This is a genomic window from Roseovarius mucosus (assembly GCF_002080415.1).
In the GTDB taxonomy this organism is placed as follows: domain Bacteria; phylum Pseudomonadota; class Alphaproteobacteria; order Rhodobacterales; family Rhodobacteraceae; genus Roseovarius; species Roseovarius mucosus_A.
Genome location: NZ_CP020474.1, coordinates 44,618 through 71,271 on the forward strand (window position 1 = coordinate 44,618; position 26,654 = coordinate 71,271).

The window sequence follows — 26,654 nt, forward strand, 5'->3', positions numbered from 1 at the left end:
CGCATTCTAGCGATGGGGACTTGAGGCCATGACCGAGCGACAGAACGGGATCACCTATGCCGATGCGGGCGTCGATATCGACGCGGGCAATGCGCTTGTGGAACGGATCAAGCCTGCGGCCAAGCGGACCAACAGGGCGGGCGTCATGTCGGGGCTTGGTGGCTTTGGCGGGCTTTTTGATCTCAAGGCTGCCGGGTTCTCTGATCCGGTGCTGGTGGCCGCGACCGATGGGGTGGGCACCAAGCTTCGGATTGCGATTGACACGGGCCATGTCGATGGCGTGGGGGTCGATCTGGTGGCGATGTGCGTCAATGACCTGATTTGTCAGGGTGCCGAGCCGCTGTTTTTTCTTGATTATTTCGCCACCGGCAAGCTGGAGCTGGAGCAGGCGACGCGCATCATCGAGGGCATTGCGCGGGGCTGCGAAGGCTCTGGCTGTGCCTTGATCGGCGGCGAGACCGCAGAGATGCCGGGCATGTATCCCAAGGACGATTTCGATCTGGCGGGTTTTGCCGTGGGTGCGATGGAGCGGGGCACGGAACTTCCGGCGCATGTGGCGGAGGGTGATGTTCTTTTGGGTCTTGCCTCGGACGGGGTGCATTCCAACGGCTATTCGTTGGTGCGCCGGATTGTCGAGATGTCGGGGCTGGGCTGGACGGATGCCTGCCCGTGGGCCGAGGGCAGTCTGGGAGAGGTTCTGCTGACGCCCACGCGGCTTTATGTGCGCCCCGTTCTGGCGGCGCTGCAGGCGGGCGGGATCCACGGCCTTGCGCATATCACTGGCGGCGGGCTGACCGAGAATCTGCCGCGGGTGTTGCCAGAGGGGCTGGGAGCCGAAATTGACCTTGGCGCATGGCAGCTGCCGGGGGTGTTTCGCTGGCTGGCCGAGACCGGCAATATGGCCGAGGCGGAACTGCTCAAGACGTTCAATTCCGGCATTGGCATGATTGTCGTGGTTGCGGCGGACGAGGCCGAGGCGATTGAGGGGGCGCTGCGCGAGGCAGGCGAGACGGTTCACCGTTTGGGGCAGGTTGTGCCCGGCAAGGGTGTGACGTATCGGGGCCGTCTTTTGTGAGCAAACGCGTCGCGATCTTGCTCTCGGGCGGCGGGTCGAACATGCGCGCCCTGGTCACGAGCATGACAGGCGAGCATCCGGCGCGGCCTGCGCTGGTGCTGTCGAACCGGGCGGATGCAGGCGGTATTGCCTGGGCTAAGGCGCAGGGCATCGCGACCGAGGTTGTGGATCACCGGCCCCATGGCAGCGACCGCGCCGCGTTTGAGGCGGAGATTGACGCGCGGCTGCGGCCCTATGCCATCGACATCATTTGTCTGGCAGGGTTCATGCGCGTGCTTACGGCGGGGTTCGTGACACCTTGGCAGGGGCGGATGATCAACATTCACCCATCGCTTTTGCCAAAGTACCGCGGGCTGCACACCCATGCCCGCGCGCTGGAGGCGGGCGACCAGGAGGCGGGTTGCACCGTGCATGAGGTGACAGCGGAATTGGACGAGGGGCCCATTCTGGGGCAGGCACGGGTGCCGGTGCTGGCAACGGATACGCCCGACACGTTGGCGGAAAGGGTGCTGGTGCAGGAACATATCCTTTACCCTGCGGTGCTGCGGCGCTTTGCCCAAGGCAATCGCGCGCCTCTCTATCTGCCCTGAGCGCAGCGGTTGCATTTCTGGCGTTCTTCTCTATAGCTTGGGGCCGGGGGACAGAACCGGGCATTTAAGACAAGAGCAAAGATCACCCCATATGAAAACCATCACCACGACTGACGATCTGGCGGCCTTTTGCGCCATGGCGCGCAAGCACCCCTATGTGACGCTCGATACCGAGTTTCTGCGTGAGCGCACGTATTATTCCAAGCTCTGCCTCTTGCAAATGGCTGTGCCGGGTGCGGATGACGACACTGCCGTTCTGGTTGATCCGATTGCCGGTGCCGAGATGTCGATGGAGCCGCTTTACGAGCTGTTTCGCGACACATCGGTGGTCAAGGTGTTCCATGCCGCGCGGCAGGATCTGGAAATTTTCCACGTTGATGCCGGGGTGATTCCTGATCCGTTGTTTGACACGCAGGTGGCGGCCATGGTGTGCGGGTTTGGCGAGCAAGTGGGCTATGAAACGCTGGTCAAGCGGATTGCCAAGCAGACGGTCGACAAAAGCTCTCGGTTCACCGATTGGTCGCGCCGACCGCTGACCGAGGCGCAAAAGGTCTATGCTCTGGCGGATGTAACGCATCTGCGGGTCATTTACGAATACCTTGCGAAGAAGCTGGCAAGTTCCGGGCGCGACAAATGGGTGGCCGAAGAGCTGAGCGTGCTGACGGATCCCGCCACCTATCGCACCGACCCTGCCGATGCCTGGCAGCGGGTCAAGACGCGCAACACCTCGCCCAAGTTTCTGGCCATTCTGCGCGAATTGGCGCGGTTTCGTGAGGAATATGCGCAATCGCATGACGTGCCGCGCAGCCGGGTCTACAAGGATGATGCGTTGGTCGAACTGGCGTCAACCAAGCCTGTGACGCATCAGGATTTGGGGCGGTCGCGGCTTTTGCTGCGCGAGGCGCGCAAGGGCGACATTGCCGATGGAATTCTTGCAGCGGTCAAGGCGGGGCTGGAATGCCCGGCAGAGCGGATGCCGCGCGCCGAGGCCTTGGAAGATCGCGCGCAGGTCAACCCGGCGCTGGCGGACCTGTTGCGGGTGCTGCTCAAGGCCAAGAGCGAGAGTTATGGCGTGGCGGCCAAGCTGATTGCCAGTGCCAGTGACCTTGACGCCATTGCGGCGGGGATGCGCGATCTGCCCGCGCTGCGTGGCTGGCGGCTGGATGTGTTTGGTGCCGACGCCCTGCGCCTGTGCAAGGGCGAGGTGGCCTTGGCGGTCAAGGGCAGTGGCGTAGAGACTGTGGATCTCTGAGCACTGCGGGGCGCGCGCGGCAGGGGCCGTGCCCTCTGCCCTCAGCGGCGGCTTACCTGCTCGTTGCGCGCGCCGATGACGCGAATCTCATTGGCGCGCTCGAGCGCCTGATTTGACAGGAACACCCCGGCCAGCACCGTGCGGGCACGTTCAGAGCCTTGCGGCTGATCCTCGGGTTGAATGGCCATGAGGCGCAATTCCAGCACGCCGTTCACGGGCTCGTTTTCGGTGTCGGACACGAGGCGCACGTCAAACGCACCTTGGCGCAGGGCCACGCCTTCGACCCGGACGATACCACCGTCGCTGGTGCGCTCGATCACCATACGTGTGACCTGATCCACCGGCGTGCCTTCATAGACTTTGTCGCGGCGGCGACGAAAGATCGTGTCTTCGCGCTCGGGGATGAGGGGATTGGTATTGGCGGGCGCGGGTTCGGCAGTGCGGCGGCGCGGCGTGCTGCGCCCGAACCAATTGCGCGGATTTGCGCGAGAGCGGCGATATCCGCCACAGCCCGCCAAAGCCGACATTGCCACCAATGATAGAAAGACCCGCCGTTGCATGCCATGCGCCCCTGTCATCTTTTCCTTCCGACTATCCTATCCTCTCTGGCTTGAAAAGGTGCAAGCGGGGTCTGGACCTTTTTCCGGCCCGGCCCTAGGTCTGAGATAGACTGCTAGGAGAGTGTCATGGCCACTGCCGCCTTTGAAGAGATTGTTGAGGATTTCGAGTTTCTCGACGATTGGGAGGATCGCTATCGCTATGTGATCGACCGTGGCCGGGCGATGGAACCGCTGGAGGCGGCGCTCAAGGTGCCTTCGACCAAGGTCGAGGGCTGTGCCAGTCAGGTTTGGTTGCATCCCAGAATCGAGACGGGCGTTTTCAGCTTTGATGGCGATAGCGATGCGATGATCGTGCGCGGCCTGATTGCGGTGCTGCGCACCCTTTATAACGGCGTGCCGGTGGCGGAGGTTGAGCGTGTCGATGCCCCGGCCGAATTGGCCCGGCTGGGGCTAGATGCACATCTGTCCGCCCAACGCTCAAACGGGGTGCGCGCGATGATCGAGCGGATCAGGCTGGTGGCGTCAGAGGCCGCGTGAGAGGCGAGGTTTGGGGGCGCTGCCCCCAATCCCCCGAGGTATTTTTAGCCAGATGAATTTTAAATCAATACGTTGCGGCCTGTTTCTCAAGTGATGCTTTAAGATCGCCATAGCCGGTGAAACGGTATTCATAGGCAAGACCCAGGCGGTCGGCGCAGTCTTGTGCCTTGGCGCGCAGGGCGGGGTCATCGGTTTGTGCCTGATAGACCAGTTTGGCGTAATTGCCAAAAATCATGTCGCGCAGCTGCGGGTGACGGTCGAGGCCCATCGGTTTCCAGACGAATGCATCGAACTGCCGCACCAGAAAATCGGTGAGGTAAAAGGCGCTGATTTCATCCTCATGCGCGGCAAAGCGGTCCAACCCTTCGTAGAACGCATAGCAATGTGGGCCAGCCACCATTTCAACGCCAAGGTCGGCGCATTTCGCCTGCAAGAGCCCGCCCGTGCCGCAATCGGCATAGACCACGAAAATACGGTCATATTTGGCGCGTTGGGCGATCACGGCCTTTTCCACCTCTTCGGTGATCTTTTCCGGGTAGAGGTGCAGTTTGGCGGGAAGGCATTGTAAATCCATGTGATCCCACCCGTTGTGACGTTTGAGGGCGAGAATTTCATGCGCGAGGGCCCCGCAGGCGATCAGGAGAAGGCGACCGCGACCTTCGGCCTCTAGCCCTTGGGTGGTGAGATGATCGTCGGTCAGATCCATGGCCGGTTCCCTCAAATGCAAACGGCCCGCGCGGGGGCGGGCCGTGTTGGAGCGTTTTGGATGCTCAGCTCGCGGCCAGCCGGTTGTGTTTGCGCGCCATGAAATCCTTGGCGGTTTCCACGGCCACAGCGGCATCGCGGCAGTAGGCGTCAGCACCGATGGCCTTGCCGAATTCTTCGTTGAGCGGTGCGCCACCGACCAGCACGATATAGTCATCGCGTTTGCCCTGTTCGACCAGCGTGTCGATCACGACCTTCATATAGGGCATGGTGGTGGTCAGCAGAGCCGACATGCCGAGGATGTCCGGCTGTTCGGTTTCCAGCGCGTCGAGGTATTTTTCGACCGCGTTGTTGATGCCGAGATCGACCACTTCGAAACCGGCCCCTTCCATCATCATGCCGACAAGGTTCTTGCCGATGTCGTGGATGTCGCCCTTGACGGTGCCGATCACCATTTTGCCCACGCGCGGTGCGCCGGTTTCGGCCAGGAGCGGCTTGAGGATGGCCATGCCGCCCTTCATCGCATTGGCCGCGAGCAGCACTTCGGGGACAAAGAGGATACCATCGCGGAAATCCTTGCCGACGATGGTCATGCCACCGACGAGTGCCTCGGTCAGCACGCGGTAGGGGGCCCAGCCGCGATCCAAGAGGATGTGCACGCTCTCTTCGATCTCTTCCTTGAGGCCGTCGTAGAGGTCGTCGAACATCTGTTGGACAAGCTCGTCATCGTCGAGGTCGGCGAGGATGATGTCGTCGTCTTGGTCGGACATTGGGGGAATCCTTGAGTTCTCTGCGCGCGCGCATCTGGGTTGACTGGACGCAGCTTTCGTCAATTTGCGGCGCGGCCACTTTCCGAATTGCGACGCTGCCCGCGCCGCAACCGACGTATAGCTTGGAATCGCGCGGGATGTGACTGAATTATCAGCATGATGATTATCGGTTTCTTGCAAGTGTTCGCGTTATGTTCCATTTTGGGGGCATGAAACCAGAGCAAACCCTTCCCAATGATCTGCGCGTGCGGGCGCGGGGTGCGTTGAGCAACGCCGCGGGCCGGTTCGAGGCCTATGGCGTTGCCTATGAGGCCGAGGACCCCGGGGAGGCGGCGCGTGTGTTGCGCACGCAGGTGACGACAGAGCGACCGCGCCGGGTGATCACCTATAATCGCTCGCCCGATCTGCCGTTTGATCGGTCGATCAATCCGTATCGTGGCTGTGAACATGGCTGCATTTATTGTTTTGCGCGCCCGAGCCATGCCTATCTGGGCCTGTCGCCAGGGCTTGATTTCGAGACACGGTTGATCGCGCGGCCTGAGGCCCCCGCACGGCTAGAGGCAGAGTTGCGGGCGCGCAGCTATAAGATCGCACCGGTGGCGATTGGCACCAATACTGATCCCTATCAGCCGATTGAGGCAGAGTTTGGCATCACCCGCGCCTGTCTGGAAGTGTTGCAGCGCTTTAATCATCCGGTGGCGGTTATCACCAAAGGGGCGCTGATAGAGCGGGATCTGGATATTCTGGGGGATATGGCGGCGCGTGGGCTGGCGCGGGTGGGCATTTCTATCACCACCCTTGATGAGGTGCTGGCACGGCGGTTGGAGCCGCGCGCGCCCACTCCGGCGCGGCGATTGGAGATCATCCGGCGGTTGTCCGAGGTGGGGGTTCCGGTGCGGTTGATGGTGTCGCCGGTTGTTCCGGGGCTGACCGATCCGGAGATCGAGGCGATTTTGGCGGCCGGGCGCGAGGCCGGGGCAGGGGCCGCAAGCTGGATCATGCTGCGGCTGCCGCGCGAGGTGTCGCCTCTGTTTCAGGAGTGGCTGGCGGCGCAGTATCCCGACCGGGCGCGCAAGGTGATGAACCGGCTGCGCGAGATGCATGGAGGGCAGGAGTATAGCGCCGATTGGCACCGGCGGATGCGGGGCGAGGGGGTGCATGCCCGCATGATCGCGCGCCGGTTTGATTTGGCGGCGCGTCGGCTGGGGCTGGATCAGGCGCAGGCGGTGTTGCGCACGGACCTGTTCGAGGTGCCGCTGGCGCGGGGGGATCAGTTATCGCTGTTTTGAGAGCGGCGTCCACTGATCCGGGCAAGCACGAGCAGTGTTGCGACCAAGGCTGCGGGGAAAAGCACGAGGATCATCAGATCTTCGCCGCGCATATCCCAGGGCATTGGGAACGCACATCGGCCATTTGGGCTGCCAAATGCGCAGGCAAGGCCGGATATCCAGATATAGCCCGCGATCCATGCCACAAGGGCCAGCAGGGCGGCGGCAAGGAAGATGCGGCGCATCATCTTCCCTGACATGCCGATCAGCCGCGCCTGCGGCGCGGGCGGCGGGGTGCTGCGGTATCGTCCCCGGTGCCATCCCCGCCCGATGAGAAGCCGCCAAGCGCCTCGGTGATCTCTTCCAGCGTGGGGCGGGCACCGCGTGGGCGGTTCTCTAGCGCGGCGCGCATTTTCGAGAGATGTTCGGGCATGGTGCCGCAGCAGCCGCCAATGATCGTGGCGCCGGAGTCGCGGGCCAGCACGGCGTATTCGGCCATCAGTTCGGGCGTGCCATCGTAGTGGATGTGACCGTCATGATATTTCGGGATGCCGGCATTGCCCTTGGCAATAATGGGCCGCTCAGATCCCTGGGCGACAAAGCCCAGAATGGTGCGCAGCAAATCCGAGGCACCGACACCGCAATTGGCCCCATAGGCCATCGGGGGGTTGCCCAGTTTTTCCACCATGGTGGCCATGTCAGACGAGGTGACGCCCATCATCGTGCGCCCGGCGGTGTCAAAGCTCATGGTGCCGCACCATGGCATATCGGCGAGTTTGAACGCCTCGGCGGCGGCCTTGTATTCTTCGGGGGCGGAAATGGTTTCGAGCCAGAGCACATCGGCCCCGCCTTCCTTGAGGCCTTCGGCCTGTTCGTGGAAAATCTCGACTGCCAGTTCATGGGTGAGCGCCCCCATCGGGGCCATGATTTCGCCGGTGGGGCCGACAGAGCCCGCGACGATCACCGGGCGGTCGTATCGGTCGGCCACGTCGCGGCCAATCTCGGCAGAGATGCGCGACAGCTCGCGGGCACGGCCCTGCGCGCCATGCAGTTTCAGACGCGCCGCGTTGCCGCCAAAGGAATTGGTGAGAAACAGATCGCTGCCTGCATCCACGGCCTCGGTATAAAGGCGCTTGATCCGGTCGGGATGCTGGTCATTCCACATTTCGGGTGCATCGCCCGATTGCAGACCCATGTTGAAAAGATTGGTGCCGGTGGCCCCGTCAGCGAGAATCCAATCGCGAGTGGCGAGCATCTTGGTGAGGGCGTTTGTCATTTGGGCTGTCCCGTAATCCGTGAGCACGCAGATGTGCCATTAAATCAGGCAAGCGCGCAAATGCATAAATTTCATGTAAATGGTGAGGCGCATTTGTATTGCCTGACCAAGACGTAAAGGGCGCGCCATGATGTGACGCGCCCCTGATTTCACCGAATGAGCAGGCTCAGGCCTCTTTGGCCAGTTGGCCTTTGGCGATCTTGAGCAGCTCATCCATCTTGGCGCGGATGGTGTCGGCATCGGCGATGTCACCAAGATCCGATGCGACCTTGCGCACCACATCTTCATGGCCGGCCTCTTCAAAGTCGGCCTTGACCACTTCGAGGGCGTAGGCGTTGGCGTCATCGCCGGTTTTGCCCATCAGTTCCGCAGCCCAGAGGCCGAGAAGCTTGTTGCGGCGGGCCACGGCGCGAAAGGCCATTTCCTCGTCATGGGCGAATTTGTTTTCGAATGCGCTTTCGCGATCGTCAAAGGTGGTCATTGGGCCGGTCCCCTTGCATGCGTTGCCGTTGCTTCCGATATGCAATCTGGCACGCAAAAGGGCAAGGGGCCAACGCCATCTTGCGACGTGTTGGCCCATGCACTATGAGAGCGCATCGGCATGAGGGGACTCACGCCCCCCACCCTCAACGATGGAGTTCCCATGGCGCGGCGCAAGAAGATTTATGAAGGCAAGGCCAAGACCCTCTATGAGGGCCCAGAGCCGGGCACGATCATCCAGTATTTCAAGGATGACGCCACCGCCTTTAACGCCGAAAAGAAGGCCGTGATCGAGGGCAAGGGCGTGCTGAACAACATGCTGTCCGAGTATTTCATGACCGGGCTCAACACCATCGGCGTGCCGACGCATTTCATCAAGCGGCTGAATATGCGCGAACAACTGGTTCGTGCGGTCGAGATCATTCCTCTGGAAGTGATTGTTCGCAACTATGCGGCGGGAACCATGGCCAAGCGTCTGGGGATCGAAGAAGGCACACAATTGCCGCGCCCCATCGTGGAATATTGCCTCAAGGATGACAAGCTGGGCGATCCGCTGGTCACCGAGGAACATATTGCCGCCTTTGGTTGGGCCAGCCAGCAGGATATGGACGATATCCTCAGCCTCGCGCTGCGCGTCAACGATTTCATGGCGGGCGTGATGTATGGCGTTGGCATCAAGCTGATTGATTTCAAGATCGAGATCGGCCGCGTCTATGATGGCGATTTCCAGCGGCTGATCGTGGCCGATGAAATCAGCCCCGACAGCTGCCGGTTGTGGGATATCGCGTCAGGCCGCAAGCTTGACAAGGATGTCTTCCGCCGCGATCTGGGCAGTCTGACGGATGCCTATACCGAGGTGGCGACCCGTCTGGGTGTCATGCCCAAGGGCAGCACGCCGATGGCGCGGCCAAAACTGATCAACTAAAGAGGTATCCCATGAAAGCGCGCGTGCATGTCATGCTGAAATCCGGCGTTCTTGATCCGCAGGGCGAGGCGGTGCGCCATGCCTTGGGGTCGATGGGCTTTGACGGTGTCGAAGCGGTGCGGCAAGGCAAGGTGATCGAGCTGGATCTGGCAGAGACCGACGCGGCCAAGGCCAAGGCCACCGTCACCGAGATGTGCGAAAAGCTGCTCGCGAATACCGTGATCGAAAGCTATTCGGTGGAGTTGGCCTGATGCATGCCGCCGTCATCGTCTTTCCCGGCTCTAACTGCGACCGCGATCTGGCCGTTGCATTCGAGCGCGCGGGCGCGCGGGTGTCGATGGTCTGGCACAAGGATACGGACCTGCCGCAGGGTGTCGATGTGGTGGGCGTGCCGGGCGGGTTTTCCTATGGCGATTACCTGCGCTGCGGTGCGATTGCCGCGAATTCGCCGATCTGCCGGTCAGTTATCGCGCATGCGGACAAGGGCGGCTATGTGCTGGGTGTCTGCAACGGCTTTCAGATCCTGACCGAGACGGGGATTTTGCCGGGTGCCTTGCTGCGCAATGCGGGTCTGAAATATGTCTGCAAGCCGGTGGGCCTGCGGGTGGCGACGGCCGATAGCGTCTTTAGCCATGGCTATGAGGCGGGCCGCACCATCACCGTGCCGATTGCGCATCACGACGGCAATTATTTCGCTGATACCGCAACACTCGACCGGCTTGAGGGCGAAGACCGTGTGGCCTTTACCTATACGGACAATCCCAATGGTTCCGCGCGCGATATTGCGGGCATCCTGTCCGAGAATCGCCGCGTTCTGGGGATGATGCCGCATCCCGAGCGGATGTCCGAACCGTTGCAGGGCGGCACCGATGGGGCCGCGCTCTTTAGCGGGCTAATGGGGGCGCTGGAACGCGCCTGAGCGCTTGCGCTTGAGAAGCGGCGCGGCGCGGCATAGTCTGATCGCATGAGCAAAGCTGCCACTTCGACCGCACGGCACCGGATGCGCACCATTTCATGGCGCGCGCGTGCGGTGCTGTTTTGCCTTTTTGTGGTGGCGGTGGCGGTGGTTCTGACCACCAACCGCCTTTTGACGGATCGCTTTACCGAGAACACGCGCAACCGCGCAGAGCTGCGGCTGGTGCTGTATTCGGGTAACCTGCTGTCGGAATTGCGCCAGAATGCGATTGTGCCGCAGCTCTTGGCGCGGGACCCGGCGCTGATTGCTGCGCTCAACACACAAGACTATGCGCAATCTACACAGCGGCTGATTTCATTTCTGGAAGAAATCGGTGCGGCGAACTTGACGCTGCTCGACAGGGACGGGCGGGCGGTTGCGACGACAGAGCGGGCGCGCCTGGGCGAGAGTCACAAGGCCGCCGCCTATTTCGTGGATGCGATGCGCTCGCGCGATACGATTTTCCATGTTTTGCGGCAGGAAACGGGGCAATTCAACTTTTACTACTCGCGCCGGATCGAGACGCAGAACGGCACCTTGGGGGTGATCGTTGTCGAAGTGGATTTGCGCAAATACGAGCGCGCCTGGGCCGGGATTTCCGATGCGGTCATGGTCACGGATACCGAGGGGCGGATCATTCTGGCCACCGAACCGCGTTGGCGTGGCTTGACAGAGGCCGAGGCGCTGCGCCGCGAGCCGGTCAACAGCGCCATTCAGCGCGCCATTCAGGCGACCTCGGATTGGACGGCGCTGCCAGCGGATGCCTATGTGCGCGGCGAGGCGGTGATGCGGGTCGAGGGGCGCGTGGCCTTTCGCGGCTGGCGGATCGCCGGGTTCACCACTTACACGGCGGTGCGTGACAAGGTGAACGGCTATCTCGCGCTCGAGATCATGGGATTCGCGATTCTTCTGGCGCTCGCGTTTTACTTTCTCAATCGCAAGGCGGCGCTTCGGATGGCGCTGTTTCAGCGGGAATCGGCAGAGCTTCGCGCATTGAATGCCCGCCTCCAGCGGGAAATCGCCGAGCGTAGACGCGCGCAAGAGAACCTCGCACAGGCCGAACAGACCATTCAGCAAAGCTCGAAATTGGCGGTTCTGGGCGAGATGTCGGCGGCGGTCAGTCACGAGTTGAACCAACCGCTTGCGGCGATGAAAACCTACCTTGCGGGGGCGCGGCTTTTGCTGTCGCGCAACCGGCCCGACGAGGCGATCTCGGCGTTTCAGAGGATCGACGATCTGATCGAGCGGATGGGGGCGATCACCAAGCAGCTCAAGTCCTATGCGCGCCAGTCAGGCACGCAGTTTTCCCCTGTAAACATGGCGGATGCGGTGGCCTCGGCGCTGTCGATGATGGAGCCGCAGTTGCGTCAGCGCAAGATCACCATCACCCGCACTTTGCCCGATCAGCCTGTGATGATCATGGGGGACCGGGTGCGTGTGGAACAGGTGATCGTCAACCTGTTGCGCAATGCCATTGATGCCACCAATACCGTGCCCGATGCCATCATCGACATTCTCTTGGCGGCGGGGGAAACGGCGGTGCTGACGGTGCGTGACAACGGTGAGGGGATCGGGGATTTCAAGAACCTCTTTGAGCCCTTTTACACGACCAAACAGCCAGGCGACGGGGTGGGGCTGGGGCTTGCCATTTCCTCGGGGATCGTCAACGACCTTGGCGGACGTCTGGTGGCGCGCAACGCGCCCGACGGGGGGGCTGTATTCGAGATGCAGCTTCCCATATTGGCCGAAGAGACCCGTGCAGCGGAGTGATGTAAAATGCCAGCAGCCATGAAAATCGCCATCGTCGATGATGAAAAAGACATGCGCCAGTCGATCAGTCAGTGGTTGGCCCTGTCGGGCTATGACACCGAGGCCTTTGCCTCGGCGGAGGATGCGCTGAAATCGCTGGGGCCGGATTATCCCGGTATCGTTGTGACCGACGTGCGGATGCCCGGTATGGACGGGATGCAGTTTCTCAAAAAGCTGATGGGGGCCGATAGTTCGCTTCCGGTGATCATGATCACGGGGCATGGCGATGTGCCGATGGCGGTCGAGGCGATGCGCATCGGGGCGTTTGATTTTCTGGAAAAGCCTTTCAATCCGGACCGCATGACCGAATTGGCGAAGAAGGCCACCAACGCCCGGCGCATGACGCTGGACGCCCGTGCGCTGCGCAAGGACCTGTCGGATGGGGGCCAGCTGATGAAAAAGCTGATCGGCACCAGCGGCGCGATGGAGCGGTTGCGCGAGGATATTCTAGATCTGGGGCAGGCCGATGGCCATGTTCTGATCGAGGGCGAGACCGGCACCGGCAAGACGCTGGTGGCGCATGCGCTGCATGCGGTGGGCGCGCGCGCGGGGCGCAAGTTTGTGTCGGTGGCCTGTGCTGCCTTTGATGACGAGGGGCTGATCAAGCGCCTGTTTGGCCCGGTGCAGCCCGAGGATGCGCGCCTGCCCGCCTTTGAAGAGGCACGCGGCGGCACGCTGGTGCTGGAGGATATCGAGGCGCTGAGCGAAGCGGCGCAGGCCAAATTGCTGACCCATATCAACGCCGAGGGCACGCCGCCCGAGACCCGTGTGGTGGCCATTTCGAACATGCAGGACGAGGGGCATACCTGTGAGGATGCGCTGCGCTCTGACCTGTTTTACCGTCTGGCCAGCCTGCGGATCACCGTGCCGCCGCTGCGTCAGCGGGGTGAGGATATTCTGACGCTCTTCACCCGCTTTGCCGAGCAGTTTTCAGAAGATTACGGCTGTGATGCGCCGCAGGTCAGCGCGCAGGAGGCCACACAGCTTTTGCAGGCACCTTGGCCCGGCAATGTGCGTCAGCTCTTCAATGTGGCCGAGCGCGCGGTGTTGCAGGCACGGCGGGGGTCGGGCACGATCACATCGTTGCTGATGTCGGACCATCAGGACATGCAACCGGTGATGACCACCGAGGGCAAGCCGCTCAAGGAATATGTCGAGGCGTTCGAGCGGATGCTGATCGACAACACGATGCGCCGCCACAAAGGCAGCATCGCGGCGGTGATGGACGAACTTTGCCTTCCGCGTCGGACATTGAACGAGAAAATGGCCAAGTATAATTTGCAACGGTCCGACTATCTTTGAGGGCGGCACGCGCTGCTTTTCATTTTGTCCATTGTCATTGGCATAGGGGTCGCTTTACTGTGACACTATGGTGACGGGCGTAATCCGCCCCGAAACCTCGAGAGATTCGCTGTTTCAGTCCTCCGTCCGGATCAGTCCGACATGATTGAGCAGACCGATTGGGTCCCGTTCACGGGGGCCACATACAAGCCTGACCCTTGAAAACGGTGGACAGGCCCTGAATTGGCTCCGCGAGGGGCCGGAGAAGAAGAACCGCGATGAAGCGCGCGAGACATCACTTTGTCAGTGCAGGGGCCGATACCGGCACCCTTGGCTGCGCGTCCGCCATCGCCCTTATCAGACATCTGCCGCAACGCGCCGCCCTACCGGGGCAGGCGGCCGCGCCGCGATGCAAACGGAAAACATGGCTACGAAAATGCTCATTGATGCCACCCACGCCGAGGAAACTCGGGTTGTGGTGGTCGACGGAAACAAGGTCGAGGAATTCGACTTTGAGTCTGAAAATAAACGCCAGATAGCTGGCAATATCTATCTGGCCAAGGTGACGCGGGTTGAACCCTCGCTTCAGGCGGCCTTTGTAGATTACGGCGGAAACCGGCATGGGTTTCTGGCGTTCTCGGAGATACATCCCGATTACTATCAGATTCCGGTCGCCGACCGCGAGGCCCTGATGGCCGAGGAAGAGGCGCTGGCCAATGCGCAAAACGACGAGGACGAAGATCGTCCGCGTCGCAGCAGCGGTGGCGAGGGGCGCAGTGACGGACGCAGCGAGGGGCGCAATAGCCGCTCGCGGTCACGGTCCCGCTCGCGCACACGCGCCGAAAAGACGCAAACTGACGATGCGGTGGCCACCTCTGAAATCTCGGGGATGGAAACCATCGACCTTGAGGACGAGACCGCCGCAACCGCCGAAGTGCCCGAGGCCACATCGCCGATGGAGCGCGTGGCCGAGACCCCGGTGGAAGAGCCCGAGGATAACGGTGCCGACGAGGCGGGCGAGGATGAGCCCGAGACCGACACCCGCGATCATGCCGCTCAGGATGACGAGATCGAATCCGTCGCCGAAGAGGATGACAGCGAAGATATCCGCCCGGTGCGCAAGCCCCGCGCGCGGCGCTACAAGATCCAAGAGGTCGTCAAGGTCCGCCAGATCATGCTGGTGCAGGTCGTCAAGGAAGAGCGCGGCAACAAGGGGGCGGCGCTGACCACCTATCTTAGCCTTGCGGGTCGCTACTGCGTGCTTATGCCCAACACCGCGCGTGGCGGTGGCATCAGCCGCAAGATCACCAATGCTGTAGACCGCAAGAAGCTCAAGGAAATCGCCACCGAGATCGACGTGCCGCGCGGCGCGGGTCTGATCGTGCGCACCGCCGGAGCGAAGCGCACCAAGGCCGAAATCAAGCGCGATTACGAATATCTGCAACGGCTCTGGGAACAGATCCGCGAGTTGACCCTGCGCTCTATGGCGCCGGCGAAAATCTATGAAGAGGGCGATCTGATCAAGCGTTCGATCCGCGATCTTTATAACCGCGAGATCGACGAGGTGCTGGTCGAGGGCGAGCGCGGCTATCGTATCGCCAAGGACTTCATGAAGATGATCATGCCGTCCCATGCCAAGAACGTGAAGCATTACGTCGATCAGCAGCCGCTCTTTGCCCGCTTTCAGGTGGAAAGCTATCTGTCGGGCATGTTCAACCCCACGGTGCAGCTCAAATCCGGCGGCTATATCGTGATCGGTGTGACCGAGGCGTTGGTTGCTATCGACGTCAACTCTGGCCGTGCCACCAAAGAAGGCTCGATCGAGGAAACCGCGCTCAAGACCAACCTTGAGGCCGCCGAAGAGGTGGCGCGTCAATTGCGCCTGCGCGATCTGGCTGGTTTGATCGTGATCGATTTTATCGACATGGACGAGCGCCGCAACAACGCTTCGGTGGAAAAGCGGCTCAAGGACAAGCTCAAGACCGACCGGGCGCGTATTCAGGTTGGCCGCATTTCGGGCTTTGGCCTGTTGGAAATGTCGCGCCAGCGTCTGCGCCCCGGCATGATCGAGGCCACGACGCAGCCATGCCCGGCCTGCCATGGCACCGGGCTTATCCGGTCGGATGACAGCCTTGCGCTGTCGATCCTGCGTCAGATCGAGGAAGAGGGCGTGCGCCGCCGCTCGCGTGAGGTGCTGGTGAAATGCCCGGTGGGCATCGCCAACTATCTGATGAACCAGAAACGCGATCACGTGGCGCAAATCGAAGGGCGCTATGGCCTGTCGGTGCGGATCGAGGGTGATCCGCGTTTGGTCAGCCCCGATTTCACGATGGAAAAGTTCAAAACAGCGACCCGGAACGTGCCCGAAGTGCCGATGGCGCAATTCGTGTCCGGCACATCGGCGCTGATGGATGACATCGACGACGAGGTCGAGGACGAAATCGACGAGGAGGTCGAAGCCGAAGCGGGCGACGACGCCAAGAGCGCGCCGACCACCGGGGGCGATGGGGGCGACAAGCCCAAAAAGAGCCGTCGCCGCCGTAGCCGCCGCCGCAAGCCCAAGAATGGCAATGGTGCAGAGCGCAATGGCGAAGGCACCGATGAGGATCGGGAGGACGATGACGCTGAGGCGTCCGAGGGGAGCGAGGAGCAAGACAGCGCAGTACCTGCGGTTGTTGCTGAGCCAGAGGCCCCGGCTGAGGTGACGGCAGAGGCCGAGGCGCCTGTGGTCGCTGAGGAGCAGCCGAAGCCCAAGCGCACCCGCGCACCGCGCAAGAAGAAAGAGCCCGCAAGCGCCGCGGAGGGAGTCTCTGACGAGGAGGCCCCCAAGGCCAAGGCGGCAGCGAAGCCCAAACGCACCCCAACGCCGCGCAAGAAGAAAGAGCCCGAGGCCACGGCGGCGGTTGCAGATGAGAGCAGCGTGACTGCAGCGCCAGAGGCGGCAGTGGTGCCAACAGAGGCACCACCAGCGCCGGTTGCGGAGGTGGCACCGGAGCCGGTTGCAGAGGTGACGCCAGAGCCGGTTGCTGAGGCAGAAGCGCCTGAGCCCGCGCAAGCGCCTGAACCTGTGGCCGAAACCCCGGCACCGCAGGAAGAGCCCAAGCCAAAGCGCCGCGGCTGGTGGTCTTTGGGCTGAGCGGAAGAAAACGAAAATCAAGGATGCCGCGCCCTCGGGTGCGGCATTTTTTTGTTGTATGGGAGGAGCGCGTCGCGTCTGATCGGTTTCGCATCGCCCCGGCCCAGAGCCAGGGCCTCGACGCAGCTGCAGCGAGGTCACGGGTCAAGCCCGAGATGTCTGTGTTCCAGCGGTCGCAGAACGCCTTAGCGCGTCTTGCGGATCACGTAGGTCTGCACGCCATTCGCATCGGTCGCGGAAATCAGATCATGCCCGGATTCGGCGCAGAAATGCGGCACGTCGATCACGGCTGCGGGATCATCCGCCTGCATCGCGATCACCGCGCCAATACCCATGGATTTCAAGCGCTTGCGCAGCTTGAGGACGGGCAGGGGGCACAATAGGCCGCAGGCGTCGAGCGTATCATCGGGTGTCATGAGGCGTGAGATAGCGGGCTTGTTACAGCCTGTCCACAAGGTTGTGACAGAATGTCGGGTGACGCGGGTCGCAGTGCGGGCTATGTCTGGCGCATGTTCGGAATCGAAATCATAGACGCAGCGCTTTTGCCCGCAATGTTCGTGGCCTTGGCCGCTGGAATCATCTCGTTTCTCAGCCCCTGCGTTCTGCCGATCGTCCCGCCCTATCTGGCCTATATGAGCGGGGTCAGCCTGAATGATCTCTCTGAGAGCGGGCAGAGCCGGGCGCGGGCCGTTGTGCCGGCGCTCTTCTTTGTATTGGGCCTCTCGACGGTCTTTATCTTTTTGGGGTTCACGGCCTCTGCCATTGGCACGGTGTTTCTGCAATATCAGAGCTATTTCAATACGGTAGCTGGCATTCTTGTGATGATTTTCGGCGCGCATTTCGTGGGCGTCTATCGGATCAAATTCCTTGACCGCGAGGCGCGGCTGGATGCGGGCGACCGAGGCGGATCGTCCTTTGGGGCCTATATTCTGGGGCTGGCCTTTGCCTTTGGCTGGACGCCCTGCATCGGTCCGCAACTGGGGGCGATCCTGTCTTTGGCGGCGTCAGAAGGGTCGGTTGCGCGGGGCACGATGCTCTTGGCGATTTATGCCATTGGCCTTGGTGTGCCGTTCCTGCTGGTTGCTGCCTTCTTGCCGCGTCTGCAGGGGCTGATGGGCTGGATGAAACGCCATATGGAGCAGATCGAGCGGGTGATGGGGCTTTTGCTTTGGACCATTGGCCTTTTGATGCTCACCGGCGGGTTTTCAGCGTTTTCCTTTTGGTTGCTCGAAACATTCCCCGCCCTAGCGGTGCTTGGATAACGCCTTACGCTTGCCCGATTTCCGCGCTAGGTTTGCTGCAACATGAGGTTGGACATGAGCAGCGAGCCCCAAGTGCGCCGCAGGCGCGTGTTTTATATTCCGGGCTATGACCCGATTCCACCGCGCCGATACCGCGAGCTTTACCGCAAGGAAAGCGCTGCGCAGGCTGCTATTTCCGGATATGAAATCAATGTCTTGCAAGCCAAAGCTCAGGCGCGATTTGGCTGGAATGTATCTGCGCAGATTGAGGGGGCCGAGGTTGAGAGCGCGGTTGAAGTGCTGGTCTGGTCCGATATTGTCAAAGGCAGCATGGATCAGGGGATTTTGGCCACCTATGTGCAGCTGATCCGCACGGCGGCGATCTATATCGGCACGGGCGCGCTGTTCCGCCTTATGCGGTTGCGCAAGGGTCCGGTGATTGCGGCGCTTTATCCGGTTGGATTTCTGTTGGTGCAGCTTGGCATAGCGTTCATGGTGGCGTGGGGATTGGGCCGCGTGCTGGCGCTTTGGCATCCTTGGGCGGCGTGGGGCGGGCTTGGTGTTGTGCCGTTCATTCTTGAATGGTTCCGGCGTCTGGATGGCCGGTTTTTTGCCTATTACCTGATGCATGATTACGCCTATTCGGCGCGGTATCTGGGGGCCAATCCGCCTGAATTGGAGGCGCGGATGGCGGAATTTACCGCCGAGATCGCGCAGGCCTTGCAGGGAGATTGTGATGAGGTGCTGGTGGTTGGCCATTCCTCGGGCGCGCATCTTGGGGTGTCGATTCTGGCCGATCTGATCCGGGGTGGGCAGGTGCCCAAGCACGGCCCGGCGCTGTCGTTCCTGAGCCTTGGGCAGGTGGTGCCGATGGTGTCCTTTCTGCCGCGCGCGCACCGGCTACGGGCCGATTTGGCCTATCTGAGTGCGCGGGACGAGGTGACTTGGGTGGATGTCACGGCACCCGGCGATGGCTGCGCCTTTGCGCTTTGCGATCCGGTGGCGGTGTCGGGCGTGGCCCCAAAGGACAAACGCTGGCCGCTGGTGATTTCGGCGGCGTTCACCCAAACGCTGAGTGCCGAGCGGTGGCGCGCCTTGCGGTGGCGGTTTTTCCGGCTGCATTTTCAATATCTTTGCGCCTTTGATCGGCCCGGTGACTATGACTATTTCCGCGTCACGGCAGGGCCATTGACACTGGCCGCGCGGTTTCGTGACAGACCGCCTTCAAAAAGCCGGATCGAGCGTGCCACCTCGCGGTACACGAGCCTCGCCCCATGATCCCGCCCAAGCCGCCCGCGCGCCCGGACCATGTGTCGCTCTGGCGGTATCTGCGGCTCTTTCGGGCCGATATTCTGTCGGCACAGCCTGCGCGGCTCTATCGCGCGTGGATGGCTGAATTTCGCACGCCGTTCTTTCGCTCTTACCTGTGCAATGACACAGGCCTGGTTGATCTGGTGCTGAAACAACGCCCCGATGATTTCCCGAAATCCGCCCGCGTGTCCGAAGGGTTGCGGCCTCTACTGGGGCAATCGGTCTTTGTCACCAATGGCGAGACATGGAAGCGGCAGAGGCGCATCATTGATCCCGCATTCGAAGGCGGGCGGTTGCGCGATACCTTTGCCGCGATGGTCACCGCCGGGCAGGGGGCGGTTGCGCGGTTGGCCCCGCTGGCCGATGGAAGCGGGTTTGATATTGAGGGCCACACCAGCCATGCCGCCGCCGATGTCATCTTTCGCACGCTGTTTTCGCTGCCCATCGAGGATCGCACCGCCGCGCAGGTGTTTGACGCCTTCAAGGCGCACCAGCGCATGCAACCCGTTCTGAACCTTGCCGCCTTTGTGCCCTTGCCCGGTTGGTTTCCACGATTTCATCGCCGTCAGACGCGGGTAACGGCGCGGGCTATCCGGGGGCTGATCACAGAATTGACCGCCCGGCGGCAGGCCGAGATTGCGGCGGGCACCGCGCCCGACGATCTGGCGACCAAGATCATGACCACTGCCGACCCGGAAACCGGCGCGCGGTTTGACACCGAAGAGATGGTCGATCAGGTGGCGATCTTTTTCCTCGCGGGGCATGAGACAAGCGCGTCGGCGCTGGCTTGGGCGCTGTATCTTTTGGCGCTGTATCCCGAGTGGCAAGAGCGGGTGGCCGAAGAGGCAGAGGCGGTTTTTGGCCCCCGTGCGCCAGAGTTTTCCGATATGGCGCGGTTGCGAGTTACCCGCGATGTGTTTCGCGAGACGCTGCGCCTCTATCCGCCTGTGCCGATGATGGTACGCGAGACGGCCTGCCCCGAAAGGTTCCGCAACCGTGATATTCCACGTGGCGCGCAGGTGGTGATCAGCCCCTGGCATCTGCATCGGCACGAACGGCTTTGGGATAATCCCGATGGGTTCGATCCGGCGCGCTATGGCACCGAGAATGGTAAGACCTGTCTGCGCGAGGCGTTCATCCCGTTTTCCGCCGGGCAGCGGGTTTGCACCGGGGCGGGGTTTGCGATGATTGAGGGGCCTTTGCTGTTGGCCATGCTGGTTCGGGCCTATCGCCTTCGCCCGGTGGCCGAGCGCCCACCGGTGCCGGTGGCGCATCTGACGGTGCGGGGGCGTGACGGGATCTGGCTTAAACTTTCGCCAAGGTGACCGGCACCCCCTTTGCAAGCCGCTTCAGAGCGCCTATGTATGAGGTGTTCGCGCAAGCGGACTATGGACATAAACGCGCTCGTAATAAGCGGATCGGACCCGGGGGCGGTACCCGGCGACTCCACCAAACATCCTTCATTTGGGGATCATGGGGTCGAAATAGGATCGACGAACGTCTAAAGGGGTTATGCTTTGTCCCGGTGAGGTACCACCGTTATCGGTCCGAAACGTACAGTTGCAAATGACAACCGTGCTCCGGTGGCCGTTGCTGCGTAAGCAGTAACCAAACCGAAACTTAAGCCCTTGCGCTTAGCCGCGTAAGGCGGGGTTCGCAGGCACCTGGCAACAGAAGCCTGCACTTTCACTTTAATAATGATCCATAAGGCGCGGAACTGGCGTCATAAAACTATGTCTTGCGTGTCGTCGCGTGGCGCGCGACAAAGACATATGAACGCGCCGCCCCTTGCCCTGATCTTTCGCAGCTTTGCCCGCATTGGTCTTTTGAGCTTTGGTGGGCCGGCGGCGCAAATCTCGATGATGCATGACGAATTGGTAGAGCGGCGCGGCTGGCTGACCGAACAGCAATTTCTGGGCGCACTGTCGTTTTGCATGCTCTTGCCGGGGCCAGAGGCGATGCAGCTTTGCACCTATGCCGGTTGGCGGCTGCGTGGGGTGCTGGGCGGGTTGATTGCCGGGCTTCTCTTTGTGCTGCCGGGTGCGGCGGTGATCCTCGTGCTTGGTCTGGGCTATGCCACCTATGGCGATCTGCCGCTGGTGCAGGCGGTGTTTTTGGGCATCAAGGCGGCGGTGGTGGTGATCGTGCTGCAAGCCTTGCTCAAGTTGGCGCGGCGCGCTCTCAAGGGCTGGGACAGCTGGGTTCTGGCGGGCTTGGGCTTTGTCGCGATGTTCTTTTTGTCGGTTCCCTTTCCATTGATCATCGCGGCGGCAGCGCTCTGGGGCGCGTGGTCGCATCGCGGTGTGGCGGTGGATGCGAGCATGGTCGCCCCTGTGCCTGTGGCGCTCTCTCAGACCGTGGCGACCGCGCTCATATGGGGTGCGCTCTGGGCCGCGCCGGTGCTGCTGGTCTGGGGCACGGGGGCCACGTTTCTGACTGATCTGGCGCTTTTCTTCAGTAAATTGGCGGTGGTAACCTTTGGCGGGGCCTATGCGGTGCTGGCCTATATGACCGAAACCGTGGTGGCGACCAAGGGCTGGTTGACCACGGCCGAGATGATCGACGCGCTTGGGCTTGCCGAAACCACGCCGGGGCCATTGATCCTTGTGACCGAGTTTGTGGGCCTTTTGGCGGGCTATGCGCAGGGCGGAGTGGGCATGGCGGTGCTGGCGGCCTGCCTTACGCTTTGGGTGACGTTCATTCCCTGCTTTTTGTGGATCTTCACCGGGGCCCCCTATATCGAACAGATCCTTGCGCGGCCCCGTCTCAAGGGGGCTTTGGCGGGGATATCGGCGGCTGTGGTGGGGGTCATCCTCAACCTTTCGGTGTGGTTCGCGCTGCATGTGCTGTTCGGGCAGGTGACGATGGGTGCCTTTGGGCCCCAGCCCGAAATCAGCAGTTTTTCGCTGCGCGATGCGGTCTATGTGGCGGTTGCGGGCGGTTTATTGCTGGGTCTTCGCCTGCCAATGGTGCCGGTTCTGGCGCTTATGGCGGCGCTGGCGGGGCTGGCTCATGTTTTGATCTGAGGCGCGCATTGCGGGTCTTTTGTTTTGTTTCGAATCCCCTATGCTGGCATGCAGCAATTCCCCAAGGGTCAAACATGTCTCGTTCAATCGACTACGGAAATCTTATGCATCGTGCCATGCGCGGCCTCATCCAAGAGGTGCTGAGCAAGGTGCAGGCCGAAGGTTTGCCCGGGGCGCATCATTTCTTCATCACGTTTGACACCAAACACCCCGAGGCCAAGCTCGCCGATTGGTTGAAACAGCGCTACCCCTCAGAAATGACGGTGGTGATGCAGCATTGGTATGATGACCTCAAGGTTACGAACGATGGGTTTGGCGTGACGCTGAATTTTGGCGACGCGCCCGAGCGTCTGTATGTGCCCTATGATTCGATCCAGACGTTTGTTGATCCTTCGGTTGAATTCGGCCTGCGCTTTGAGACACAGGAAGTGGATGACGATATCGACGAGTTGGATGATACCGACCCACCCGATGACGATCCCAGCCCCGGCAAGGCCGAGGTGGTGCGGCTCGACAGTTTCCGCAAGTAACGGGCGCCTTGTCGCGGCCTGCGGTCTTTGTATCCCGTCGTATACAGCATTGATCTTTTGCAGAACTGCGGTATGAACGGGGCAAACCCGTCACGAAAGGCTTTGCCATGACCGCCACCCGCACCGAAACCGATAGCTTTGGCCCCCTTGAGGTGCCGAATGACAAATATTGGGGCGCGCAGACGCAGCGCTCGATCATGAATTTCCCGATTGGCTGGGAAAAACAGCCCGTGGCCATCGTGCGCGCGCTTGGCGTGATCAAACAGGCCTGCGCACAGGCGAACAAGGCCAGCGGTGCGCTGGATGCGCGCCGCGCCGATGCCATCATCCAAGCGGCGGGAGAAGTCATCGCAGGCAAATTCGACGACAATTTCCCGCTGGTGGTCTGGCAGACCGGATCAGGCACGCAATCCAACATGAATGCCAATGAGGTCATCGCCAACCGCGCGATTGAAATCTTGGGCGGTGTCATCGGCTCCAAAGATCCGGTGCATCCCAATGACCATGTGAACATGGGACAATCATCCAACGACACCTTTCCCACCGCCATGCATATTGCCGCTGCCATGACGGCGCGCGACGTGCTTTTGCCGGGGTTGGCCAAGCTTTTGGCCGGGCTTGAGGCCAAGTCGGAAGAGTTCAAGGACATCATCAAGATCGGCCGTACCCATACGCAGGACGCCACGCCGCTGACACTGGGGCAGGAATTCTCGGGCTATGCGCATCAGGTGCGGCAGGGCATCGCGCGGGTCAATCTGTGTTTGCCCGGTATCTATGAGCTGGCACAGGGCGGCACCGCTGTGGGCACCGGTCTGAACACCGCGAAGGGCTGGGATACGACCGTCGCGGCTCAAATGGCCGAGATCACCGGCCTGCCGTTTGTCACAGCACCCAACAAATTCGAGGCGCTGGCGGCGCATGATGCGATGGTGTTCATGTCAGGCGCGCTCGCTACTGTGGCCGGGTCTTGCTACAAGATTGCCAATGACATCCGGTTTCTGGGGTCGGGTCCGCGGTCGGGCCTGGGCGAATTGATCCTGCCCGAGAACGAGCCGGGCAGCTCGATCATGCCGGGCAAGGTCAACCCGACACAGGCCGAGGCGCTGACGCAGGTGGCCGCCCATGTCATGGGCAATGATGCCGCGATCAAGTTCGCAGGCTCTCAGGGGCATTTCGAGTTGAACGTCTATAATCCGATGATGGCTTATAACCTCTTGCAATCCATGCAGCTTTTGGGCGATGCCGCCGATAGCTTCACAGAGCGGATGCTCAACGGGATCGAGGCCAATGGCCCGCGTATCGAAAAGCTGATGCAGGAAAGCCTGATGCTGGTGACGGCTTTGGCCCCCACCATCGGCTATGACAATGCCACCAAGGTTGCCAAGACCGCGCATAAGAACGGCACGACGTTGCGCGAAGAAGCGATCGCGCTTGGCTTTGTCGATGGCGAGACCTTTGATCGCGTCGTGCGCCCCGAAGACATGATCGGCCCGAAATGAGCGATGCCCCGGTCAATCTGAACCGGGTGCGCAAGCAAAAGGCGCGGGCCAAGGACAAGGCCCGCGCGGATGAGAATGCCGCGCGCTTTGGCCGGACCAAGGCGCAAAAGGCGCTGGAGCAGGCGCAGACCGAAAAGGCGCGCGCCGCGCTTGACCAGCATCGCCGGGACGAGGACTGAGTTTGGCTTCATCTGGCCCAAAATACCTCGGGGGAGTCCTGGACATCATCCAGGACGGGGGCAGCGCCCCCCTGTCTGACCTATGATGGGCGCGCGCCCGGTCAAACGCTCGCTCACCCTGCGTGGGCATCGCACCAGCGTGTCTCTTGAGGATGAGTTCTGGCAGGCCTTTCGCGAGATTGCCGAGGAAAAATCCATGGCTCTCAACGTTTTGGCTGCCGAAATTGATGCGGGTCGCGGGATCGAGACCGGGTTGGCAACGGCGATCCGGCTCTATGTTCTGGCGTATTACCGGGATCGGGCCTTGTTGAACGGCTGACGCCGCGCGAGGGGCGCGGCGTCATGTCGCTCAGGTTCTGCGGTGGGATTATTCCGCCGGTTGTTCGGCCAAAAGCCCGTGCTTGTCGCGCAGATGATCGCGGTAGAGCGCCTTGGTCAACGCCACCACCATCAACACCATCACCATGGCAAAGGGCAGCGCGCCGATGATCATGGCGTTCTTCAGCGCCTCGAACGGGTCGGCAGAGGCGCCCGAATTGCCCGCGATGATCAGCGCGCCGATCACCAGCGTAAGGATGACGCCCCAGATGATCCGGTGTTTGATGCCGGTTTCCGCCTGACCCCCTGACATGATCGTGTTCATCACGAGGATGCCCGAGTCTGCCGAGGTGACGAGGAAGGTCAGCACCAGCACCACGCACATGATCGTCACAGCCGTCAGCAGCCCGCCATCAATCATGAAGCCCAATGTGACAAAGAGCTTATTGGTGTTGGAGGCACCGATGATGGCCCCTTGCGCCACACCGCTAAGCTCAAGATCAATCGCCGTTGCGCCGAGGATGGTCATCCAGGCAAAGCACACAAGCGCCGGGGCAATCACACAGCCAAGAATGAATTCCCGCACGGTCCGCCCCTTCGAGATGCGCGCAAGGAACAGGCCAACGAAGGGTGAAAACGCGATCCACCACGCCCAGTAGAAGGTTGTCCAGCCCGCCTGCCAGCCAAACAGGCGACCTTGGGCACCGGCCTCGTAGGCGGCGATCTTGGTTGCCTCGGGCAGCTCAGCGGCGGCACCGCTCAGACCGCCGACAAAGCCATCAAAACTGCCCCATGCGTTCGTTGCGCCCCCGTAAAGGTCGGCGGCAAGCGGGGCCGCTTCGGTGGGAAGCGCGGCAGCAAAAGCCTCGGACGAGAGCGGCCCATAGGCGTTGAACGACAGCGAGGTGAAGTGCAGGATGTAATCGGCAAGGGCCGTTGCGTATTTGGTCATGGCAAAGGCGAAAGAGCCAAAGACGATAAAGACCAGCAACAGAACCACCGACAACACGAGGTTGAGGTTCGAGAGATATTTGATGCCGCGTCCCACGCCCGAAACCGCCGAGAGGATCGACAGGCCCATGATCGCGAGCAGGGCAGCGATGAGGCCTGCGGTGGTGGGTTTTGGGGCCTCGCCCGTGGTGTTCATCAACCATTCCATGCCGCTGACTGCATAGACGCCATCGACAAATTGCGACACGCCAAAGCCGATGGTGACGGACACGCCGAGAATGGTGGCCACGACGCCCAGAATGTCGACAAGATCACCCAAAATGCCGTTGGCGGCACGCCCCAGCAACGGGGTCAGCGCCGAGCGGATGGTCAGCGGCATGTCCCGCGTATAGGCGTAATAGGCAAGGCTGAGCCCTGTCACCACATAGATGGCCCAGGCGTGAAAGCCGTAATGCGCAAAGGTGTAGCGATAGGCCGGGGTTACGCCCTCTGCCGTGTTGCCGATGACGGCCCCGGTCACAGTCTCGGGGTTCGAGCCCCAGAGGCCCAGCGGTTCCGCCGTGGCGAACACCATGAGACCCACACCAAGACCCGCGCCGAACATCATCGAGAACCAAGAGAAGTTTGAAAACTCGGGTTTTTCGCCCACGCGCCCCATCATGCGCCTGCCTGTCGCGGGCAAGAGCGCCACGATGAAGAGGAAAAAGGCAAACATGCCGGTGGCGAGAATATAGAAGGTGTTGAACCCTTCGAGGAGCGACCAGTTGAGGCTCGACAGCGTGGCATTGGCATTGAGCGGCCAGACCAGCGCCCAGATCACCAAGAGCGCCATCGAGGTTTTGGAAATCAGCGCGATGGGCAAGCTATAGCCCTCGTAGAACCCCTGTGGGGCGGTTTTTATCTCGAGATCTGTGAAAGGGGGTTTTATACTCATCTGTGACGTCCCTGATCCATTGCGATTGAACGGGGTCCTTGTGTGG

At 61.5% G+C, this 26,654-nt stretch carries 27 protein-coding genes and 1 other RNA gene; 20 read left to right on the top strand and 8 right to left on the bottom strand.

The window, feature by feature from the left end; all coding sequences use genetic code 11:
* Window positions 1-28 precede the first annotated feature (28 nt).
* From purM to rnd, 3 genes are all read left to right on the top strand, one after another.
* Entirely contained in the window at window positions 29-1,075 is a 1,047-nt protein-coding gene (purM, locus tag ROSMUCSMR3_RS00225; RefSeq protein ID WP_081506074.1) for a phosphoribosylformylglycinamidine cyclo-ligase, read from the top strand.
* Window positions 1,072-1,665: a phosphoribosylglycinamide formyltransferase gene (gene purN / locus ROSMUCSMR3_RS00230; RefSeq protein ID WP_081506075.1), complete on the top strand. Its 594-nt coding sequence runs from the start codon at window positions 1,072-1,074 to the stop codon at window positions 1,663-1,665. The genes purM and purN overlap by 4 nt, the downstream gene beginning before the upstream one ends.
* Window positions 1,666-1,756: 91 nt before the next feature.
* On the top strand, window positions 1,757-2,917 hold the full coding sequence (gene rnd / locus ROSMUCSMR3_RS00235) for a ribonuclease D (protein ID WP_081506076.1): 1,161 nt from the start codon (window positions 1,757-1,759) through the stop codon (window positions 2,915-2,917).
* A gap of 41 nt (window positions 2,918-2,958) precedes the next feature.
* On the opposite strand, the gene ROSMUCSMR3_RS00240 is transcribed toward rnd, so the two are convergent.
* Window positions 2,959-3,477, bottom strand: coding sequence for a hypothetical protein (locus tag ROSMUCSMR3_RS00240; RefSeq protein ID WP_037297690.1), 519 nt, complete (start codon window positions 3,475-3,477; stop codon window positions 2,959-2,961).
* A gap of 126 nt (window positions 3,478-3,603) precedes the next feature.
* Between ROSMUCSMR3_RS00240 and ROSMUCSMR3_RS00245 the strand changes: the two genes are divergently transcribed.
* Entirely contained in the window at window positions 3,604-4,014 is a 411-nt protein-coding gene (locus ROSMUCSMR3_RS00245; protein ID WP_081506077.1) for a SufE family protein, read from the top strand.
* A gap of 64 nt (window positions 4,015-4,078) precedes the next feature.
* Here the strand turns inward: ROSMUCSMR3_RS00245 and ROSMUCSMR3_RS00250 are convergent, their stop codons facing one another.
* Both ROSMUCSMR3_RS00250 and ROSMUCSMR3_RS00255 read right to left on the bottom strand, forming a co-directional pair.
* Complete coding sequence (locus tag ROSMUCSMR3_RS00250; RefSeq protein ID WP_081506078.1) at window positions 4,079-4,720, bottom strand: DUF1638 domain-containing protein; 642 nt, start codon at window positions 4,718-4,720, stop codon at window positions 4,079-4,081.
* 64 nt (window positions 4,721-4,784) lie between these two features.
* Window positions 4,785-5,489 carry a corrinoid protein gene (locus ROSMUCSMR3_RS00255; RefSeq protein WP_008280810.1) on the bottom strand — a complete coding sequence of 235 codons (705 nt, stop codon included), beginning with the start codon at window positions 5,487-5,489 and terminating at the stop codon, window positions 4,785-4,787.
* Between the two features lie 209 nt (window positions 5,490-5,698).
* Here ROSMUCSMR3_RS00255 and ROSMUCSMR3_RS00260 point away from each other — a divergent pair, with 209 nt between their 5' ends.
* The gene (locus ROSMUCSMR3_RS00260; protein WP_237183502.1) at window positions 5,699-6,778 is read left to right on the top strand and encodes a PA0069 family radical SAM protein; all 1,080 of its coding nucleotides are present in this window, start codon (window positions 5,699-5,701) and stop codon (window positions 6,776-6,778) included.
* On the opposite strand, the gene ROSMUCSMR3_RS00265 is transcribed toward ROSMUCSMR3_RS00260, so the two are convergent.
* The 3 genes from ROSMUCSMR3_RS00265 to ROSMUCSMR3_RS00275 form a co-directional block, all read right to left on the bottom strand.
* Window positions 6,760-7,002, bottom strand: a complete 243-nt coding sequence (locus ROSMUCSMR3_RS00265) for a methionine synthase (protein WP_237183503.1) — start codon at window positions 7,000-7,002, stop codon at window positions 6,760-6,762. The two genes, ROSMUCSMR3_RS00260 and ROSMUCSMR3_RS00265, sit on opposite strands and share 19 nt — an antisense overlap.
* Window positions 7,003-7,022: 20 nt before the next feature.
* Complete coding sequence (bmt, locus tag ROSMUCSMR3_RS00270) at window positions 7,023-8,033, bottom strand: betaine--homocysteine S-methyltransferase (protein ID WP_081506081.1); 1,011 nt, start codon at window positions 8,031-8,033, stop codon at window positions 7,023-7,025.
* A gap of 166 nt (window positions 8,034-8,199) precedes the next feature.
* Window positions 8,200-8,514 (bottom strand): DUF1476 domain-containing protein, encoded by a 315-nt coding sequence (locus ROSMUCSMR3_RS00275; protein ID WP_081506082.1) that lies wholly within the window; start codon window positions 8,512-8,514, stop codon window positions 8,200-8,202.
* Window positions 8,515-8,676: 162 nt separating this feature from the next.
* On the opposite strand from ROSMUCSMR3_RS00275, the gene purC reads away from it, so the two are divergent.
* The 6 genes from purC (at window position 8,677) to ROSMUCSMR3_RS00305 (ending at window position 16,619) form a co-directional block, all read left to right on the top strand.
* Window positions 8,677-9,438, top strand: a complete 762-nt coding sequence (gene purC, locus ROSMUCSMR3_RS00280; RefSeq protein WP_008280817.1) for a phosphoribosylaminoimidazolesuccinocarboxamide synthase — start codon at window positions 8,677-8,679, stop codon at window positions 9,436-9,438.
* 11 nt (window positions 9,439-9,449) lie between these two features.
* Window positions 9,450-9,689 carry a phosphoribosylformylglycinamidine synthase subunit PurS gene (gene purS / locus ROSMUCSMR3_RS00285; protein ID WP_008280818.1) on the top strand — a complete coding sequence of 80 codons (240 nt, stop codon included), beginning with the start codon at window positions 9,450-9,452 and terminating at the stop codon, window positions 9,687-9,689.
* A complete protein-coding gene (gene purQ / locus ROSMUCSMR3_RS00290) occupies window positions 9,689-10,357 on the top strand; it encodes a phosphoribosylformylglycinamidine synthase subunit PurQ (RefSeq protein WP_081506083.1) in 669 nt (222 codons plus the stop codon). Before purS ends, purQ begins: the two co-directional genes overlap by 1 nt.
* A 45-nt stretch (window positions 10,358-10,402) precedes the next feature.
* The gene (locus ROSMUCSMR3_RS00295) at window positions 10,403-12,163 is read left to right on the top strand and encodes a sensor histidine kinase (RefSeq protein WP_008280820.1); all 1,761 of its coding nucleotides are present in this window, start codon (window positions 10,403-10,405) and stop codon (window positions 12,161-12,163) included.
* Window positions 12,164-12,181: 18 nt separating this feature from the next.
* Entirely contained in the window at window positions 12,182-13,504 is a 1,323-nt protein-coding gene (locus tag ROSMUCSMR3_RS00300; RefSeq protein WP_081506084.1) for a sigma-54-dependent transcriptional regulator, read from the top strand.
* Window positions 13,505-13,907: 403 nt separating this feature from the next.
* The gene (locus ROSMUCSMR3_RS00305) at window positions 13,908-16,619 is read left to right on the top strand and encodes an Rne/Rng family ribonuclease (protein WP_081508500.1); all 2,712 of its coding nucleotides are present in this window, start codon (window positions 13,908-13,910) and stop codon (window positions 16,617-16,619) included.
* A 185-nt stretch (window positions 16,620-16,804) separates the two neighbouring features.
* Here ROSMUCSMR3_RS00305 and ROSMUCSMR3_RS00310 read toward each other — a convergent pair whose 3' ends face one another.
* Complete coding sequence (locus ROSMUCSMR3_RS00310; protein WP_081506085.1) at window positions 16,805-17,035, bottom strand: sulfurtransferase TusA family protein; 231 nt, start codon at window positions 17,033-17,035, stop codon at window positions 16,805-16,807.
* Window positions 17,036-17,128: 93 nt separating this feature from the next.
* Between ROSMUCSMR3_RS00310 and ROSMUCSMR3_RS00315 the strand changes: the two genes are divergently transcribed.
* From ROSMUCSMR3_RS00315 to ROSMUCSMR3_RS00355, 9 genes are all read left to right on the top strand, one after another.
* Complete coding sequence (locus ROSMUCSMR3_RS00315) at window positions 17,129-17,881, top strand: cytochrome c biogenesis CcdA family protein (RefSeq protein WP_037297695.1); 753 nt, start codon at window positions 17,129-17,131, stop codon at window positions 17,879-17,881.
* A 54-nt stretch (window positions 17,882-17,935) separates the two neighbouring features.
* Entirely contained in the window at window positions 17,936-19,138 is a 1,203-nt protein-coding gene (locus ROSMUCSMR3_RS00320) for a hypothetical protein (protein WP_081506086.1), read from the top strand.
* Window positions 19,135-20,496 (top strand): cytochrome P450, encoded by a 1,362-nt coding sequence (locus ROSMUCSMR3_RS00325; RefSeq protein ID WP_081506087.1) that lies wholly within the window; start codon window positions 19,135-19,137, stop codon window positions 20,494-20,496. The genes ROSMUCSMR3_RS00320 and ROSMUCSMR3_RS00325 overlap by 4 nt, the downstream gene beginning before the upstream one ends.
* Window positions 20,497-20,503: 7 nt before the next feature.
* Window positions 20,504-20,856: a transfer-messenger RNA gene (gene ssrA / locus ROSMUCSMR3_RS00330) on the top strand.
* Between the two features lie 87 nt (window positions 20,857-20,943).
* A complete protein-coding gene (gene chrA / locus ROSMUCSMR3_RS00335) occupies window positions 20,944-22,197 on the top strand; it encodes a chromate efflux transporter (RefSeq protein WP_081506088.1) in 1,254 nt (417 codons plus the stop codon).
* A gap of 74 nt (window positions 22,198-22,271) precedes the next feature.
* Entirely contained in the window at window positions 22,272-22,727 is a 456-nt protein-coding gene (locus ROSMUCSMR3_RS00340; protein WP_037297595.1) for an SspB family protein, read from the top strand.
* A gap of 107 nt (window positions 22,728-22,834) precedes the next feature.
* Window positions 22,835-24,226: a class II fumarate hydratase gene (fumC, locus tag ROSMUCSMR3_RS00345; RefSeq protein ID WP_008280830.1), complete on the top strand. Its 1,392-nt coding sequence runs from the start codon at window positions 22,835-22,837 to the stop codon at window positions 24,224-24,226.
* A complete protein-coding gene (locus ROSMUCSMR3_RS00350; RefSeq protein ID WP_081506089.1) occupies window positions 24,223-24,405 on the top strand; it encodes a DUF4169 family protein in 183 nt (60 codons plus the stop codon). Before fumC ends, ROSMUCSMR3_RS00350 begins: the two co-directional genes overlap by 4 nt.
* Window positions 24,406-24,490: 85 nt before the next feature.
* Window positions 24,491-24,724, top strand: a complete 234-nt coding sequence (locus ROSMUCSMR3_RS00355; protein WP_081508501.1) for a ribbon-helix-helix domain-containing protein — start codon at window positions 24,491-24,493, stop codon at window positions 24,722-24,724.
* A 48-nt stretch (window positions 24,725-24,772) separates the two neighbouring features.
* Here the strand turns inward: ROSMUCSMR3_RS00355 and ROSMUCSMR3_RS00360 are convergent, their stop codons facing one another.
* Entirely contained in the window at window positions 24,773-26,608 is a 1,836-nt protein-coding gene (locus ROSMUCSMR3_RS00360; protein WP_008280833.1) for a BCCT family transporter, read from the bottom strand.
* Window positions 26,609-26,654 lie beyond the last annotated feature (46 nt).